The 14,119-nt window shown below is 48.1% G+C and carries 16 protein-coding genes; 5 read left to right on the forward strand and 11 right to left on the reverse strand.

Annotated features, from left to right (window positions below; genetic code table 11):
• Nucleotides 1-48: 48 nt before the first annotated feature.
• Together secB and grxC are read right to left on the reverse strand one after the other, a co-directional pair.
• Nucleotides 49-483 (reverse strand): protein-export chaperone SecB, encoded by a 435-nt coding sequence (secB, locus tag HMPREF2551_RS08645; RefSeq protein WP_003745844.1) that lies wholly within the window; start codon nucleotides 481-483, stop codon nucleotides 49-51.
• Nucleotides 484-504: 21 nt separating this feature from the next.
• A complete protein-coding gene (gene grxC, locus HMPREF2551_RS08650; protein WP_003684090.1) occupies nucleotides 505-762 on the reverse strand; it encodes a glutaredoxin 3 in 258 nt (85 codons plus the stop codon).
• Nucleotides 763-1,000: 238 nt separating this feature from the next.
• On the opposite strand from grxC, the gene rng reads away from it, so the two are divergent.
• Nucleotides 1,001-2,494: a ribonuclease G gene (gene rng, locus HMPREF2551_RS08655; protein ID WP_070838475.1), complete on the forward strand. Its 1,494-nt coding sequence runs from the start codon at nucleotides 1,001-1,003 to the stop codon at nucleotides 2,492-2,494.
• 57 nt (nucleotides 2,495-2,551) lie between these two features.
• On the opposite strand, the gene HMPREF2551_RS08660 is transcribed toward rng, so the two are convergent.
• The 4 genes from HMPREF2551_RS08660 to HMPREF2551_RS08675 all read right to left on the reverse strand — a co-directional run bounded on the left by HMPREF2551_RS08660 (nucleotide 2,552) and on the right by HMPREF2551_RS08675 (nucleotide 6,219).
• Entirely contained in the window at nucleotides 2,552-3,220 is a 669-nt protein-coding gene (locus HMPREF2551_RS08660) for a DUF3108 domain-containing protein (RefSeq protein ID WP_070461397.1), read from the reverse strand.
• Nucleotides 3,221-3,250: 30 nt separating this feature from the next.
• Entirely contained in the window at nucleotides 3,251-3,877 is a 627-nt protein-coding gene (gene purN, locus HMPREF2551_RS08665) for a phosphoribosylglycinamide formyltransferase (protein ID WP_070838477.1), read from the reverse strand.
• A gap of 97 nt (nucleotides 3,878-3,974) precedes the next feature.
• Nucleotides 3,975-4,793, reverse strand: coding sequence for an FKBP-type peptidyl-prolyl cis-trans isomerase (locus tag HMPREF2551_RS08670; protein ID WP_003745836.1), 819 nt, complete (start codon nucleotides 4,791-4,793; stop codon nucleotides 3,975-3,977).
• Between the two features lie 160 nt (nucleotides 4,794-4,953).
• Nucleotides 4,954-6,219 carry a Glu/Leu/Phe/Val family dehydrogenase gene (locus tag HMPREF2551_RS08675; protein WP_003745834.1) on the reverse strand — a complete coding sequence of 422 codons (1,266 nt, stop codon included), beginning with the start codon at nucleotides 6,217-6,219 and terminating at the stop codon, nucleotides 4,954-4,956.
• Nucleotides 6,220-6,640: 421 nt separating this feature from the next.
• Here HMPREF2551_RS08675 and HMPREF2551_RS08680 point away from each other — a divergent pair, with 421 nt between their 5' ends.
• The 3 genes from HMPREF2551_RS08680 to HMPREF2551_RS10545 all read left to right on the forward strand — a co-directional run bounded on the left by HMPREF2551_RS08680 (nucleotide 6,641) and on the right by HMPREF2551_RS10545 (nucleotide 8,150).
• Nucleotides 6,641-7,354, forward strand: coding sequence for a phosphoglycolate phosphatase (locus HMPREF2551_RS08680; RefSeq protein ID WP_070838479.1), 714 nt, complete (start codon nucleotides 6,641-6,643; stop codon nucleotides 7,352-7,354).
• A gap of 97 nt (nucleotides 7,355-7,451) precedes the next feature.
• Entirely contained in the window at nucleotides 7,452-7,913 is a 462-nt protein-coding gene (gene recX / locus HMPREF2551_RS08685) for a recombination regulator RecX (protein ID WP_070838481.1), read from the forward strand.
• A 75-nt stretch (nucleotides 7,914-7,988) separates the two neighbouring features.
• Complete coding sequence (locus tag HMPREF2551_RS10545) at nucleotides 7,989-8,150, forward strand: hypothetical protein (protein ID WP_107858107.1); 162 nt, start codon at nucleotides 7,989-7,991, stop codon at nucleotides 8,148-8,150.
• A gap of 117 nt (nucleotides 8,151-8,267) precedes the next feature.
• Here the strand turns inward: HMPREF2551_RS10545 and HMPREF2551_RS08690 are convergent, their stop codons facing one another.
• From HMPREF2551_RS08690 to gmk, 3 genes are all read right to left on the reverse strand, one after another.
• On the reverse strand, nucleotides 8,268-10,424 hold the full coding sequence (locus HMPREF2551_RS08690) for a RelA/SpoT family protein (protein ID WP_070838483.1): 2,157 nt from the start codon (nucleotides 10,422-10,424) through the stop codon (nucleotides 8,268-8,270).
• Nucleotides 10,425-10,530: 106 nt separating this feature from the next.
• Entirely contained in the window at nucleotides 10,531-10,737 is a 207-nt protein-coding gene (gene rpoZ / locus HMPREF2551_RS08695) for a DNA-directed RNA polymerase subunit omega (RefSeq protein ID WP_003682294.1), read from the reverse strand.
• 52 nt (nucleotides 10,738-10,789) lie between these two features.
• A complete protein-coding gene (gmk, locus tag HMPREF2551_RS08700) occupies nucleotides 10,790-11,407 on the reverse strand; it encodes a guanylate kinase (protein ID WP_003745825.1) in 618 nt (205 codons plus the stop codon).
• 168 nt (nucleotides 11,408-11,575) lie between these two features.
• Here gmk and HMPREF2551_RS08705 point away from each other — a divergent pair, with 168 nt between their 5' ends.
• Entirely contained in the window at nucleotides 11,576-12,136 is a 561-nt protein-coding gene (locus HMPREF2551_RS08705) for an adenine phosphoribosyltransferase (RefSeq protein ID WP_003745823.1), read from the forward strand.
• 49 nt (nucleotides 12,137-12,185) lie between these two features.
• On the opposite strand, the gene HMPREF2551_RS08710 is transcribed toward HMPREF2551_RS08705, so the two are convergent.
• Nucleotides 12,186-12,923: a toxin-antitoxin system YwqK family antitoxin gene (locus HMPREF2551_RS08710; RefSeq protein WP_049335445.1), complete on the reverse strand. Its 738-nt coding sequence runs from the start codon at nucleotides 12,921-12,923 to the stop codon at nucleotides 12,186-12,188.
• Between the two features lie 224 nt (nucleotides 12,924-13,147).
• The gene (prmB, locus tag HMPREF2551_RS08715) at nucleotides 13,148-14,047 is read right to left on the reverse strand and encodes a 50S ribosomal protein L3 N(5)-glutamine methyltransferase (protein WP_004519392.1); all 900 of its coding nucleotides are present in this window, start codon (nucleotides 14,045-14,047) and stop codon (nucleotides 13,148-13,150) included.
• Between the last annotated feature and the right edge of the window lie 72 nt (nucleotides 14,048-14,119).

Raw genomic sequence — 14,119 nt, forward strand, 5'->3', positions numbered from 1 at the left:
CCGTCTGAACGCAATGTTTCAGACGGCCTCAATTTAGGTATAACGCGATTAAGCGTTAGCTTCCTGTTGTTGTTGGTAGATGGCTTCGAAGTTGATCGGAGCGAGCAATACAGGTGGGAAGCCGGCGCGGGTTACGCTGTTGGAAATGGCTTCGCGTGCGTAAGGGAACAGGATGTTCGGACAAGCAACGCCCAGCAGCAATTGTACGTCTTCTTCAGGAATGTTTTCCAGACGGAAGATGCCGCTTTGGGTAACTTCGTTCAAGAACATGGTGCGCTCTTCGTTCAGTTTGGCAGTCACGGTAACGGTAACGTCAACGCTGTAGAAGCCGTCTTCCAGTTTGGTGTTGCCGGTAGAAACACGCATATCGACTTCAGGCTCGCCTTGTTCCAAGAAGATTTGTGGTGCATGAGGCACTTCCAAAGACAAGTCTTTTACATACAGACGCTCAACGCTGAATACGGGTTGCAATTCTTCGCTCATTTTATTTTCCTAAGTTAAGGGTTAAGGATTCAGTAATTCGTCCAACTTGCCTTCCTGCTGCAAGCGGTACAAATCGGTAAAGCCACCGACATGGGTGTCGCCGATAAAAATCTGCGGCACGCTGCGCTGGCCGGAAAGCTGCTGCATTTCGGCAAAAACTTCCGGATTGCCGTCGATGCGGATTTCGTTGATTTCTTTCACACCCACCGCCTGCAACAGCCTTTTCGCCATGGTGCAGTACGGGCAATATGGACCGGTATAAACAGTAACGGTTTGCATGATTTCTTCCAAAATACCAATGTTCATGACTATATGGGCATAAGCGTTATTTTACAAGTGTTCCCGCTGTACGGTTGTAAAAAACATTCAGACGGCCTCTTGACTGTAAACATCTGCGCAGATGCGGAAAACCCATAATTAAAGTATGATAAGCGCTTTCGATGAATGACTTTTGCCATTTGTTTTTTTGAAGAAGAACACTTCGCAAAAGTTTTTCTATTCAAAATCAGGTATCCCCATGCTTTCAGGAATTCCCATCCCCAAGGACGCCGTGCGTCCGCCCGAAACCGTCCTCGTCAACATCACGCCGCAAGAAACGCGTGTGGCTGTTTTGGAAGAGAACAATATCTGCGAGCTGCACATCGAGCGCAACAGCGGCCATAGCTTGGTCGGCAATATTTATTTGGGCGTCGTCAAACGCGTCCTTCCCGGCATGCAAAGCGCGTTCATCGATATCGGCTTGGAACGCGCCGCGTTTTTGCATATCGTCGACGTCCTCGAACAACGCCGCAATCCGGACGAAACCCAACGCATCGAACACATGCTCTTTGAAGGCCAGTCTGTCTTGGTTCAGGTCATCAAAGACCCCATCAATACCAAGGGCGCGCGCCTATCCACCCAAATCTCACTGGCCGGCCGTTTCCTCGTTCATCTTCCGCAAGAAGACCACATCGGCATTTCCCAACGCATTGAAGACGATGCCGAACGCAACAGTCTGAGGGAGCGCCTCAACAACCTGCTGCCCGAAAACGCCTGCCACGGCTACATCATCCGCACCAACGCTGAAAACGCCTCCGATGACCAACTGCAATCAGACATCAACTATCTGACCAAAGTGTGGGAACACATTCAAAAACAGGCGAAAATCCAGCCGCCTGAAACCCTGCTCTATCAAGATTTGCCTTTGAGCCTGCGCGTATTGCGCGATATGTTCAGCCTTGATACGCACAAAATCCTGGTCGATTCCACCGAAAACCACCGACGCATGACCCAGTTTGCCGAACAATATGTTCAAGGCGCATTGGGCAGAATCGAGCTGTTCAAAGGCGAACGCCCCCTATTTGAAACCCACAACATCGAGCAGGAAATCGCCCGCGCCCTGCAACCGCGCGTCAACCTCAACTTCGGCAGCTACCTCATCATCGAGTCCACCGAAGCCATGACCACCATCGACGTCAACACCGGCGGCTTCGTCGGCGCACGCAATTTTGATGAAACCATCTTCCGCACCAACCTCGAAGCCTGCCACACCATCGCCCGCGAACTTCGCCTGCGCAATCTCGGCGGCATCATCATCATCGACTTCATCGATATGGCGCAGGAAGCCCACCGCGAAGCCGTCCTGCAAGAGCTTGCCAAAGCCCTCGCCTTCGACCGTACCCGCGTTACCCTCAACGGTTTCACCAGTTTGGGTTTGGTCGAGCTGACGCGCAAACGCTCGCGTGAAAACTTAAGCCAAATCCTCTGCGAACCCTGCCCTTCCTGCCAAGGCCGGGGCCGTCTGAAAACGCCGCAAACCGTGTGCTACGAAATCCAACGCGAAATCGTCCGCGAAGCGCGCCGCTACGATGTTCAAGCCTTCCGCATCTTGGCCGCTCCGAATGTCATCGACTTGTTCCTAGACGAAGAATCGCAATCGTTGGCGATGTTGATAGACTTTATCGGCAAACCGATTTCGCTGGCTGTCGAAACTGCCTACACGCAGGAACAATACGATATTGTGTTGCTGTAAAGATAAAAGGCCGTCTGAAAACTTTTCAGACGGCCTTCTTGTTTGAGCAAATAAAGATTACGGTTTCACTACTTTACCGTTGATTTTGACGGAAGTCAGTTTCAGGTTGTAGGTTTTACCGTCATCGGTATAGCTGATTTGCGCAGGGATATTGTCGATATCGGAAGCAAACGAGTAAGTAACGGTATCGTCGCCGCGGCGGACGCGATATTTGCTTACAGGCGTTGTACCGCCGTTCAGTTTATAGCTTTCGCTGCCGATTTTGTTCATGCTGCCGACGGTGTACAGTTTTTTACCGTTGGTAATTTTCAAACCTGACGGCAGGCGTACGTCATTGGCGGCCAGTTGCCATGCCAAAGTGAACAAGTCCATGGCCGGGCCGGATTTTTCGGTTTTCAAATCACCTGCTTTGCCGTAAGTGATGTTGCCGCCGGAGAATTTGGCCTCGGCATACACTTTGCCGCCGCGTACATCTTTGTAGTAAGACGGATTCAAGGTCGTGCCGTTAATGCTGCCGCCGGATTCAAAGCGGATATTGTAAAGCGGTACTTTGATGGTAGAGACGATTTTGTATTGGTTGCCGCTGCGTGTGAAGGTCATGGTCGCAGGAATACCGTAGCTGCCTGAGTATTGCAAAACGGCAGATTGCGGCAATTCAGCGGCTTGTGCGCCAATGGAGGCAGTGAGCAGGGAAAGTGTCAGCAGGGTTGTTTTAATCGGATTCATGATGTTTTCCTTGTGTGTATGGTGTTTTAATTAAGCCAACAGGCTTTGACCGGCGGCATTGCGTTGTGCATTCAAAACGCGATTGCCTTCGATTTTCAGACGGCCTGCAACAAAGTCGGCAACGGCTTGCGGAAACAGCTGGTGTTCAACCGTCAGCACGCGTGCGGCAACGTCGGCGGCGGTATCGCCGTCCAAAATCGGCACAATGCCTTGCGAAATAATCGGACCGCAATCCAGCTCGGGCGTCACGAAATGGATGGTGCAGCCTGCCACTCGGCAACCTGCTTCCAATGCGCGTTCATGGGTATGCAAACCGGTAAAGGAAGGCAGGATGGACGGATGGATGTTGATCAGGCGGTTTTCATAATGGGCGCAGAATTCCGGGGTCAAAATGCGCATGAAGCCCGCCAATACCACCAAATCCGGCTGATAGGCATCGATTTTCTCCATCATGGCCTGATCAAATGCCAGACGCGAGTCGAAGTTTTTATGGTTCAAACTGTCGGTGGCTATACCGCGCTCTGCCGCCCATGCCAATCCGGCTGCGGTCTCGTTGTTGCTCAATACGGCTGCAATGTTGGCATTGGGAATATCGGCATTCACAATCGCCTGCATATTGCTGCCGCGTCCGGAAATAAGGATGACGATATTTTTCATCATAATTCCTTGTTAGTTTGGAACAAAGGCCGTCTGAAACGGAATTTTTTCAGACGGCCTTTTATCCGTTGTTTAAGGGCGTAAGCCTTGATTCGGATTATTGAACTTTTTGTACATCAACTTGTACTGGTTGTTGTGCGGCAGCGTCAGGTGCGCCGACTTTAACCAGTTTCACGTCAAATACCAAAGTGGCGTTCGGGCCGATTTTATCGCCGGCGCCCACTTCGCGGTAAGCCAATTTAGCCGGGATGTAGAATGTTGCTTCGCCGCCTTCTTTCAAGAGTTGGATACCTTCAGTCCAACCTGGAATGACTTGGCTTACAGGGAAGCTGACTGGGCCGCCGTTGGCTTTGCTGCTGTCAAATACGGTACCATCAATCAGACGGCCTTCGTATTCAACGGTAACCATGTCGTCTTTAGTCGGTTTTTTACCTTCGCCTTCTTTGGTGATTTTGTATTGCAGACCGGAAGCGCTGGTTTTCACGCCTTCTTTAGTCGCGTTTTCTTTCAAGAACGCTTCGCCTTTTTCCAAGTTTGCTTTGGCATCTTCAGCACGTTTGGCAGCCGCTTTTTCTTGTTGCTCTTGCAGGAATTTCATCATCACTTCCTGAGCTTGGGCTTCAGTCATTTTGACTTCTTTGCCTTCAAACATGGCTTCCATGGCTTCGGTGAAGACTTTCAAATCGATTTCTGTGCCTTGGTCTTTCATTTGTTTCAATGAACGGCCGATGTCCACACCCATTGCGTAGCTGGCTTGTTGGGCAGTAGAACCGATGGCGGAAGCATCTGCAGTCGCATTTGAAGCTGCGGAAGCAGCAGGAGCATCTTTGGCGGCAGTGTCTTTTTGTTGGTTGCAAGCAGTCATCGCCAACAGAGCAGACAAAGCCAATGCGCTGAATTTGAAAGTTTTGTTCATGATTATGTCTTTTCCGGAAAGGTCAAAAAAGGGGATTATAGCTGAGTTTGATTGAAATGGAATCAAGGTGGATTAAAATTTGTAAAGGCTCTTATTAAAAACATCAAGGCCGTCTGAAAACAGGTTTCAGACGGCCTTGTCTTAGCTATCGGTCAACCGATTAATACCAACCGCGCAGTTTCATTGCTTTTTCAACACGGCGGATACTCATCATGTAAGAAGCGGTACGCAGGTCAACATCGTATTCTTGAGCCAAGTTCCAAATATCGCGGAACGCACGGCGCAGGACAACGGTTTCTTTCTCTTGAACTTCGTCAAACTCCCAGTAGTAGCCTTGCAGGTTTTGTACCCATTCGAAATAAGATACAACCACACCGCCGCAGTTTGCCAAAATATCAGGAACAACCAATACGCCGTTTTGACGCAGGATAACGTCGGCTTCAGGAGTAGTCGGGCCGTTTGCGCCTTCAACCACGATTTTCGCGCGGACTTTGCCTGCATTTTCGGAAGTCAATTGGTTTTCCAATGCACAAGGGGCGAGTACGTCCACATCCAAAGCCAAAAGTTCGGCATTGCTGATTTCTTTACCGTAACCGGCTTCATTGGTGATAAAGCCTTTTTCTTGGTATTCTTTGAACAGCGCTTCCATATCCAAGCCGTTTTCGTTGTAGATGGCAACGTCAACAGTAGATACGGCAACGACTTTCGCACCGGATTTGTGTGCATAGTAACCGGTGTGGTAGCCCACATTACCAAAACCTTGAATGGCGTAAGTGGCACCTTTCACGTCTTTGCCCAGTTTTTCCAAAGCTTGGACGGCGGCGAAGTTTACGCCGTAACCGGTGGCTTCGGTACGCGCCAAAGAGCCGCCGAACTCAACCGGTTTGCCGGTAAATACGCCCGGTGCGGAATGTTTTACCACGTTTTCATAGGCATCAACCATCCAAGACATGATTTTGCCGTTGGTGTTCACATCGGGGGCGGGAATGTCGATTTTCTCGCCGATCAGCGGAGAAATGGCTTCGGAATAAGCGCGGGCGATGCGTTCCAATTCTGCTTCGGAATAATTGCGCGGATCCAAAGTGATGCCGCCTTTGCCGCCGCCGTAAGGAATACCGGCTACGCAGCATTTGATGGTCATCCAAATAGACAGGGCTTTGACTTCGTCCAGATTCACATTGGGATGGAAGCGCACACCGCCTTTGTAAGGGCCGACGGCGTTATTGTGTTGGGAACGGTAACCGGTGAAATTTTCTACTGTACCGTTGTCGAGTTTGACAGGGAAGTTCACTTCCAAAACACGTTGCGGCTTTTTCAAGATTTCAAATACTGCCGGGTCGGCATTCAGGCGATCGCAGGCAATTTTTACTTGTTTTTGTGCAATTTCAAACGGATTCAGTGTTTCTTTAACAGCAGATGCGGACATGTATTTTTCCTTTTCATACACATGATTAGACGAGAGCCATACTTGTTACTATATACAAAAACGGGAGAAAATGTAATAGCATGTAGTCAATAAAAAGCAAATCCATTCATTTATATATGAATTTAGTTTGAGGCCGTCTGAAAATATAGACGCCTTGACTCAAAATTTTCAGACGGCCCAGCCCCAATATTTCTCAAACCCTTTCCAAAAACGATACAAACTCTTTGTTTTTCAATACCTACCCAAGCTCCCTTTTTGTTGACAAAATCACTTCCACCCTTCCCGACAAACAACCAATCCTACGCCTGCGAAAATTGTTAACAATTTAAACAAGCAGCCATTGAAAAATCAGCAAAACATCGGCAAATCGGGGAAATAATGCTAAAATAACGCCCTAAATGATATGACAGAAAGCTATTTAATGACCGCTGCTACTTTAGAACACGTTCAAGCCGTTGCTTTTGATTTGGACGGCACTTTATGCGATTCCATCCCGGATTTGACCGCCGCCGCCCAAGCCATGTGCGAATACCTGGGTTTGCCTGTTTTACCCACTCAAACGGTTGAAAGTTATGTCGGCGACGGCATCGGCAAATTGGTTCATCGTGTCATCACCCATGATCGTGAAAAAGAAGCCGATCCTGAAATCTGGGAAAAAGGCTTTGTGTTCTTTATGAAATATTATCACGAGCACTTGAGCGACTTTACCCGCCCCTATCCTGAAACCGAAGCCGGCCTCGGCCTGCTCAAATCCTTGGGCATCCCGCTGGTTGTCATTACCAACAAAAATGAAGTGCTGGCTGCCGAGCTGCTGAAACAGCTCAATCTCGACGGCTATTTCAGCCTGGTTCTCGGCGGCGACAGCCTGACAGAGAAAAAACCCAACCCATTGCCGCTTCAGCATGCGGCCGAAGTATTGGGCATCGATGTTGCCAATATGCTGATGGTGGGCGACTCTAAAAATGATATTCTTGCCGCCAAAGCGGCCGGTTGCTTCAGCATCGGCGTAACCTTCGGATACGGCGACATGACTTTGCTCTCTCAAGACAAAGCGACCAAACCTGATTTGTTGATTCGCACCCTGCCTGAAATCTACGAAAATCTGCAACCGCAAAAAAATAAAGACGAAGAATAATTCGGCTTTATTTTCAGACGGCCTTTTCGGCTATTTTTCCCAATCAGGCCGTCTGAAAATGTAATTCAATGTAGTTACCTCACCTCCGCCATATCCCATGAGACCCCCTAAAACCTTACGTGCCCGCGCCTTAGATATTCTTTCCCGTCAAGAAGTCAGCCGCGTCGGTTTGAAACGCAAACTGGCCCCGCACGCTGAAAGCGAAGAAGAATTGGAAAAGGTTTTGGATGAATTCGCCAAACGAAATTGGCAATCCGACCAGCGTTATGCAGAAGCCTATATTCACAGCAAAAGCAATCGTTACGGCACGCTCCGTCTCAAGCAAGCCTTGGCACAACAAGGCATCGATGCAGACGACTGTCGGGAGTTCCTACCTGATAGGGAGGACGAGCTTCAAACCGCTATTTCCGTCTTGCGTAAAAAATTCAAGCAAGAAGCCCAAGATTTGAAAGAAAAACAAAAACAGGCGCGTTTCCTTGCCTATCGCGGCTTTGGTGCCGACACCATTCAGACGGCCTTAAAAACCGCGTGGAATGAAGACGAAGACTTCTATCAATAATCATTCCCACTTGAATCTTTACGGCTATCGGCGTACCCTTACGCTTTCATTCAATAATCCAATCAGAGCTTCATCATGTCCGACAAACCACACGATACATCCAATCCCCTACTCGAAGACGAACGCAAAAACCCTGTTTACCGCTTAGGTCAGGCAGTGGCCGGATTCATGTTGCTGGTTTGGGCCGGCGTTTTGGCCTTGGTTTTCTTCTTGGTTTTCCGTTTTTGGTTGAGTTAAATCCAACCTGAAGCATTATTTTTCTTCAAAACAAACCGAAAGAAGTTTTTTGTACATACTCAAAAGGCCGTCTGAACATACTTTCAGACGGCCTTTTCTTAGCATACTTATTACAGATTATCCTCGGATTACTTTGCGGATATTCGGATTGGCATGCATCTCATGAACAATCTGATTAACCTGATCCAAGTCCTTGACTTTAATTGTGAATTTAAATTCCACAAAGCCTTCCGTTCCTGCTTGCGCTTTGGTCGGCGTATCGACAGATTCGATATCCGCACCCGAGTTGGAAATCGCTTGCGCCATTGAAGCCAACAAGCCATGGGCATCTTCGGATTTGACGTTGAGGATGGTGCGATACGTTTGATTACGCATACTGTCCCAACCGGCATCCAACTGCTCTTCCGGATCGGCTTTAACCAAAGTTTGGCAGGTATCACGGTGAATAATCATGCCCTTGTCTTTGACCAATAAGGCGCGAATCGGATCGCCGGGGATCGGATGGCAACATTCGGCAAAATGAATCCGGCCGGTCTCTTGATCGTTGACTTTAATCGGGCTGAGTTTAACCTCACTGCCGAAATGTTGGCCTGCCAACTCGGCAATGTGCATGGCAACGTGTACCGGCAAAGTATGCCCCATACCGACATTGTAGAGAACCTCTTCAAACGAGGTTTGTTTGGTATTCAAATCGGCAAGGTATTTTTCTTTGAGGTCGTCTGAAAGCAAAACATCTTTAGGCAGCAGGCTGGATAAAGCTTTTTGCAGCAGGTTTTCACCCAAAACAACGGCATCGTGACGATTCAGATTTTTAATGTATTGGCGGATGGCGCTGCGCGCACGACTGGAAACGGCAAAATTCAACCATGCCACATTAGGCTTGGCATGCTCGGAAGTAATAATTTCTACCGTATCGCCAGTTTTCAGCTTGGTACGCAACGGCATCATGACGTTATTGATACGCGCAGCAACAGTTTTATGACCGATATTGGTGTGAACGGCATAGGCAAAGTCGATCGGCGTCGCACCTTTCGGCAAGGTAAGGATATCGCCTTTCGGGGTAACGATATAGACTTCGTTGGGGAACAAATCGACTTTGACATGCTCCAGAAACTCGATAGCATTTGAGCTGCTGGCTTGCAGGTCAAGAATATTTTTCATCCATCGGTTCATATGGAGGACGGCCTGATCCGGAGTGTTTTCACCGGATTTGTAAATCCAATGGCCGGCAATACCGCCCTCGGCTACGGCATCCATTTCACGCGTACGGATTTGCACTTCGATCGGCAAACCGTAAGGGCCGACCAAGGTCGTGTGCAGGCTTTGATAACCGTTGCTTTTCGGGATGGCAATATAGTCTTTGAAACGGCCGGGCTTGGGTTGGTATAAATTATGCAATGCACCCAATGCGGCATAACAGGCAGGAATGCTGTTGACGATGACCCGAAAGCAGTAAATATCCATTACTTCGGCAAAACGCAGTTTTTTAGCCAGCATTTTTTGATGAATGCTGTATAGGTTTTTCTCGCGGCCTTTGATTTTGGCTTCAATATTGACACCGACCAAACGCTGACTGAATGCACGCAGCACTTTGCCGACAACATCGCGACGGTTTTTGCGGCTGTTGTCCATTGCTTTTTTCAGGGTTTCGTAGCGGCTTGGGTGAAGGTTTTGGAACGATAAGTCTTGAAGCTCTTGATACGCGTTATTCAGACCGATGCGGTTGGCGATTTGAGCATAAATTTCGAGGGTTTCTTTGGCGATGCGGCGGCGCTTGTCCGGACGCATAGAGCCGAGCGTGCGCATATTGTGCAATCGGTCGGCCAGTTTGACGACGATGACGCGCACGTCTTTAGTCATGGCGAGGATCAGTTTGCGGAAACTTTCCGCCTGATGCTCGGCATGATCTTCAAATTTGAGTTTTTCCAGTTTGGAGAGGCCGTCTACCATTTCGGCAATGGTATCGCCGAATTCCGCCGCCATTTCGACTTTGGTTACGCCCGTATCTTCCAACACATCGTGCATAACGCCTGCGCAAAGGCCCTGAACATCCATGTGCCAAATCGCAAGCTGCGTGGCAACGGCAAGGGGATGGGTAATGTAGGGTTCGCCGCTCTTACGGGTTTGTCCGTCATGGGCATGAAAAGCGTAGGCAATGGCTTTTTCAAGCTCGGCCTGTTCATTCTCATTGAGATAGGATGCGGTGCGAAACAGAAGATCGCGCGCTTCTGCTGTCAACGGGTCATAAGGAGCGGTAGGCAGTGGGGCTGGCATTTTCAGACGGCCTTTTATGGCTATTTTTTTTAGCCGTCAGACTGTATCGGTTGTTATATTGCACCGATACAGTCCGCACGGCGGTTTTATCGGTTTGCCGGTTGCTTTATTTGTTGCGTGTCAAAAGCTCGGTTCCGATTTGTCCGGCTGCGATTTCGCGCAGGGCGGTTACGGTTGGTTTGTTGTTGCGGATATCGTCAACCAAAGGCGTGTTACCGTTTTCCAGTTGGCGTGCGCGACGGGCGGCAACGAGGGTGAGGTCGAAGTGGTTAGGGATTTTACCTGTACAGTCTTCAGTAGTAATACGGGCCATGTTTGCTTGCTTTCTTTCTATGTTTCAAATAAACGGTTATTTTCGCTGTTTTTTACGAATTTTCCAACAGGTTTGAGATAAATCCCTGCTGGGCGGATTTTTTCAGACGGCCTGCTTTAATGATGTGGAACAAATCGGCTTCGGCACGATCCAAATCGTCATTCACGACGACGTAATCAAACAAAACAGATTGTTCAATCTCGTGACGGGCTTTGGACAGGCGTGTTTGAATGACTTCTTCGCTATCCGTACCACGGCCGATCAAACGTTGCGCCAATACCTCAAAGGAAGGCGGCAGTATGAAAATACTGCTGGCTTCAGGCAACGATTTACGCACTTGCGCCGCACCTTGCACATCGATTTCCAAAATCACATCATAGCCCTCTTCGCTCAACGAATTTACGCCGGCGATGCTGGTGCCGTAATAGTTACCGAACACATTGGCGTGTTCCAAAAAGGCTCTTTGCTCAATCAGTGATTCAAATTCGTCTTTGGGGACAAAGTGGTAATGCACACCATGCACCTCTCCTTCGCGCGGCTGGCGCGTGGTGTGAGAAACGGAAACACGGATATCGTCATGATTTTTCAACAGGCGCGACACCAAAGTCGTTTTGCCTGTGCCCGAAGCGGCGGAAATGATGAAAATATTGCCTTTTTTGTGATTTTGCATGGTAATTCAGCCGATGGTATGAATCTGTAAATTATAACACAACACAATGTTTCTCGGAATTTCAGACGGCCTGTTGCAAAATTTGGCTATTGTATCGATTAATTTGGCAAGTTTGCATATGATCGCTACAATGTCGTGTTAAAAACTTTTTGATTTCGGAATGTCGAAATGTTGATTCATCCTGAAGTAATGGGCGTAGAAGCTTTGGCGGACAAAATCCGTAAAATTGAAAACTGGCCGCAAAAAGGGATTTTGTTTCATGACATTACTCCCGTTTTGCAAAGCGCAGAATATTTCCGCCTGCTGGTTGATTTGCTGGTTTACCGCTATATGGGGCAAAAAGTTGACGTTGTGGCAGGCTTGGACGCGCGCGGTTTCATCATTGGTGCGGCTTTGGCCTATCAACTGAATGTCGGCTTCGTTCCCATTCGTAAAAAAGGCAAACTGCCGTTTGATACGGTCTCTCAAAGTTACGCTTTGGAATATGGCGAAGCAACGGTAGAAATCCATACCGATGCCATCAAGCCGGGCGCACGCGTTTTATTGGTAGATGATTTGGTGGCGACTGGCGGCACCATGCTGGCAGGTGTCGAGCTGATCCGCAAACTGGGCGGCGAAGTAATCGAAACAGCTGCTATTTTGGAGTTTACCGACTTGGACGGTGGCAAAAAAATCCGCGAAAGCGGCGCGCCGTTATTTACCCTGTGCCAAAACAAAGGCTGTATGTAACACACAAAAAACCGCAAGCCGATCAGCCTGCGGTTTTTTATTGTCAAAATTATTCGAGAACGTATCCATCTGTATCCCAAAAGGTTTTTTTCACCAACTGGTCGTCTTTATAAACCAACTCGGATTTCTTCGCACCATCATCATACCAATCCAAAATAATGCCGCTGCGTTTGCCGTTGCGAATACTCAATTCAGACACAATGCGGCCATTTTCATCCCAACTGATAATCTCCGTCGGTTTATCATTGCTCATCATCATTTCAGTTTTCGGGCTGCCGTCTGAATACCATTGTTTCCAATGACCGTTGGCCTTATCGTGCTTGAATTGGATTTCGCTTTCTTTGACGCCGTTGCGGTAATAACGAGAGCCTACGCCCTCACTCAAGCCGTTTTGATAAGGCATGACCGCAGATTTTTTGCCGTTTGGATACCAGTTAATCCACTCGCCGTGCGGCTTGCCGTTGCGATAGCTGCCAACCATCTTTTTCTGCCCATTAAAATGCCACAGGGTCAGCGTGCCATTGTCCAGAGCAGGCACAAAAACCTTAATCTGACCAGCAGGTATCTCGTACGGATCAGAATATTTTTTCATTGATGGATAGTAAAAATCCTGAACCTGCGCCTTGCCTGCCGCAATTTTGTATTGGCGGACATAAGCAACCGAAGGCATGGTTGCCGTCAGTTTACCGTTTTGATTGAAATAAACGGTATATTGCTGGGCAAAAGCGACAACGGGCGTACTGAATAAAACAGCAGCCAACAGGCCTGATTTTAAACAATTATTCATAATATTGGGTTTGGCAGTATATGTTCTACAAAAAGTCAGTAATAAAAATCTACCGGCATTTAAATCTATGACAAATATTATAAGCCATAGTTTCAAACCCTGCTTGGATTTCACAACCGACATATCATAGGCGTTTGTATTTTCTTAAGACATTAAAGACATTACAAAATAGAGGCCGTCTGATTTTTTTCAGACGGCCTCTATTTCAATTACATTAAAACAATTTATTCTTCACCCAACAATTGCTCACGGGTCAATAAGAATACAAACCCGTCGCCACCGCTGGTTTCCAACCAAGTAAACGGCAATTCCGGATAAGCCGCCTCCAATACTTCGCGGTTGTGGCCGATTTCAACCAGCAATACACCTTTCGGATTCAAATATTTCGCAGCCTGCAAAATGATTTGGCGTGTAGCATCCAAACCATCTTCTCCGCTACCCAAAGCCAATTCCGGCTCATGCAGGTATTCATCAGGCAACGCTTCCACAGATTCTGCATCAACATAAGGCGGATTGGAAACGATTAAGTCGTAGGTTTCATCCAAACCTTCAAACAAATCGGTATGCACCAAGCTGATGCGGTCTTCCAAGCCATAATCTTCAATATTGATCGCGGCCACTTCCAGCGCATCCAAGCTCAAATCAACGGCATCGATTTGTGCATCGGGATAGTGGTGCGCCATTTGAATAGCCAAACAGCCACTACCGGTACACAAATCCAAAGCTCGGTGCACCAACTCATCATGTTCAATCCAAGGACGGATACCGTCGCCAAGCAATTCATAAATGAAAGAACGAGGCACAATAACACGCTCATCGACATAAAAATCAAACTCGCCCTGCCATGCCTGATGCGTCAGATACGCGGCAGGAATATGCTCAACTGCGCGACGTTCGATAATGGACAACACTTCCTCCTTCTCACTTTGCAACAATTTGGCATCCAAATAAGGCTCCAACATATCCAAAGGCAGGTTCAAAGTGTGCAAAATCAGATAGGCTGCCTCGTCATGGGCATTATCACTTCCGTGTCCGAAAAACAGTCCGGCATCATTAAAACGGCTGACGGCGAAACGCAATAAATCGCGAACAGTGGTCAGCTCTTGAGCAGCTTGGTTGAACATAATGTTTTGTCTTGTCAATTTAAGAATGTTGAAATTATAACAGAAAGGCCGTCTGAAAACTTTTCAGACGGC

The organism is Neisseria sp. HMSC066H01 (assembly GCF_001837375.1).
Taxonomy (GTDB): domain Bacteria; phylum Pseudomonadota; class Gammaproteobacteria; order Burkholderiales; family Neisseriaceae; genus Neisseria.

Excerpts from the sequence above, each read along its gene's own strand:
- HMPREF2551_RS10545 (WP_107858107.1), top strand. The coding sequence starts at position 7,989 with ATGTCCGACAAACCACACGATACATCCAATCCCCTACTCGAAGACGAA.
- grxC (WP_003684090.1), bottom strand. The coding sequence starts at position 762 with ATGCAAACCGTTACTGTTTATACCGGTCCATATTGCCCGTACTGCACC.
- HMPREF2551_RS08680 (WP_070838479.1), top strand. The coding sequence starts at position 6,641 with ATGACCGCTGCTACTTTAGAACACGTTCAAGCCGTTGCTTTTGATTTG.
- rpoZ (WP_003682294.1), bottom strand. The coding sequence starts at position 10,737 with ATGGCCCGTATTACTACTGAAGACTGTACAGGTAAAATCCCTAACCAC.
- HMPREF2551_RS08675 (WP_003745834.1), bottom strand. The coding sequence starts at position 6,219 with ATGTCCGCATCTGCTGTTAAAGAAACACTGAATCCGTTTGAAATTGCA.
- recX (WP_070838481.1), top strand. The coding sequence starts at position 7,452 with ATGAGACCCCCTAAAACCTTACGTGCCCGCGCCTTAGATATTCTTTCC.
- HMPREF2551_RS08690 (WP_070838483.1), bottom strand. The coding sequence starts at position 10,424 with ATGCCAGCCCCACTGCCTACCGCTCCTTATGACCCGTTGACAGCAGAA.
- HMPREF2551_RS08705 (WP_003745823.1), top strand. The coding sequence starts at position 11,576 with ATGTTGATTCATCCTGAAGTAATGGGCGTAGAAGCTTTGGCGGACAAA.
- gmk (WP_003745825.1), bottom strand. The coding sequence starts at position 11,407 with ATGCAAAATCACAAAAAAGGCAATATTTTCATCATTTCCGCCGCTTCG.
- HMPREF2551_RS08660 (WP_070461397.1), bottom strand. The coding sequence starts at position 3,220 with ATGAATCCGATTAAAACAACCCTGCTGACACTTTCCCTGCTCACTGCC.
- rng (WP_070838475.1), top strand. The coding sequence starts at position 1,001 with ATGCTTTCAGGAATTCCCATCCCCAAGGACGCCGTGCGTCCGCCCGAA.
- purN (WP_070838477.1), bottom strand. The coding sequence starts at position 3,877 with ATGAAAAATATCGTCATCCTTATTTCCGGACGCGGCAGCAATATGCAG.
- HMPREF2551_RS08670 (WP_003745836.1), bottom strand. The coding sequence starts at position 4,793 with ATGAACAAAACTTTCAAATTCAGCGCATTGGCTTTGTCTGCTCTGTTG.
- HMPREF2551_RS08710 (WP_049335445.1), bottom strand. The coding sequence starts at position 12,923 with ATGAATAATTGTTTAAAATCAGGCCTGTTGGCTGCTGTTTTATTCAGT.
- secB (WP_003745844.1), bottom strand. The coding sequence starts at position 483 with ATGAGCGAAGAATTGCAACCCGTATTCAGCGTTGAGCGTCTGTATGTA.
- prmB (WP_004519392.1), bottom strand. The coding sequence starts at position 14,047 with ATGTTCAACCAAGCTGCTCAAGAGCTGACCACTGTTCGCGATTTATTG.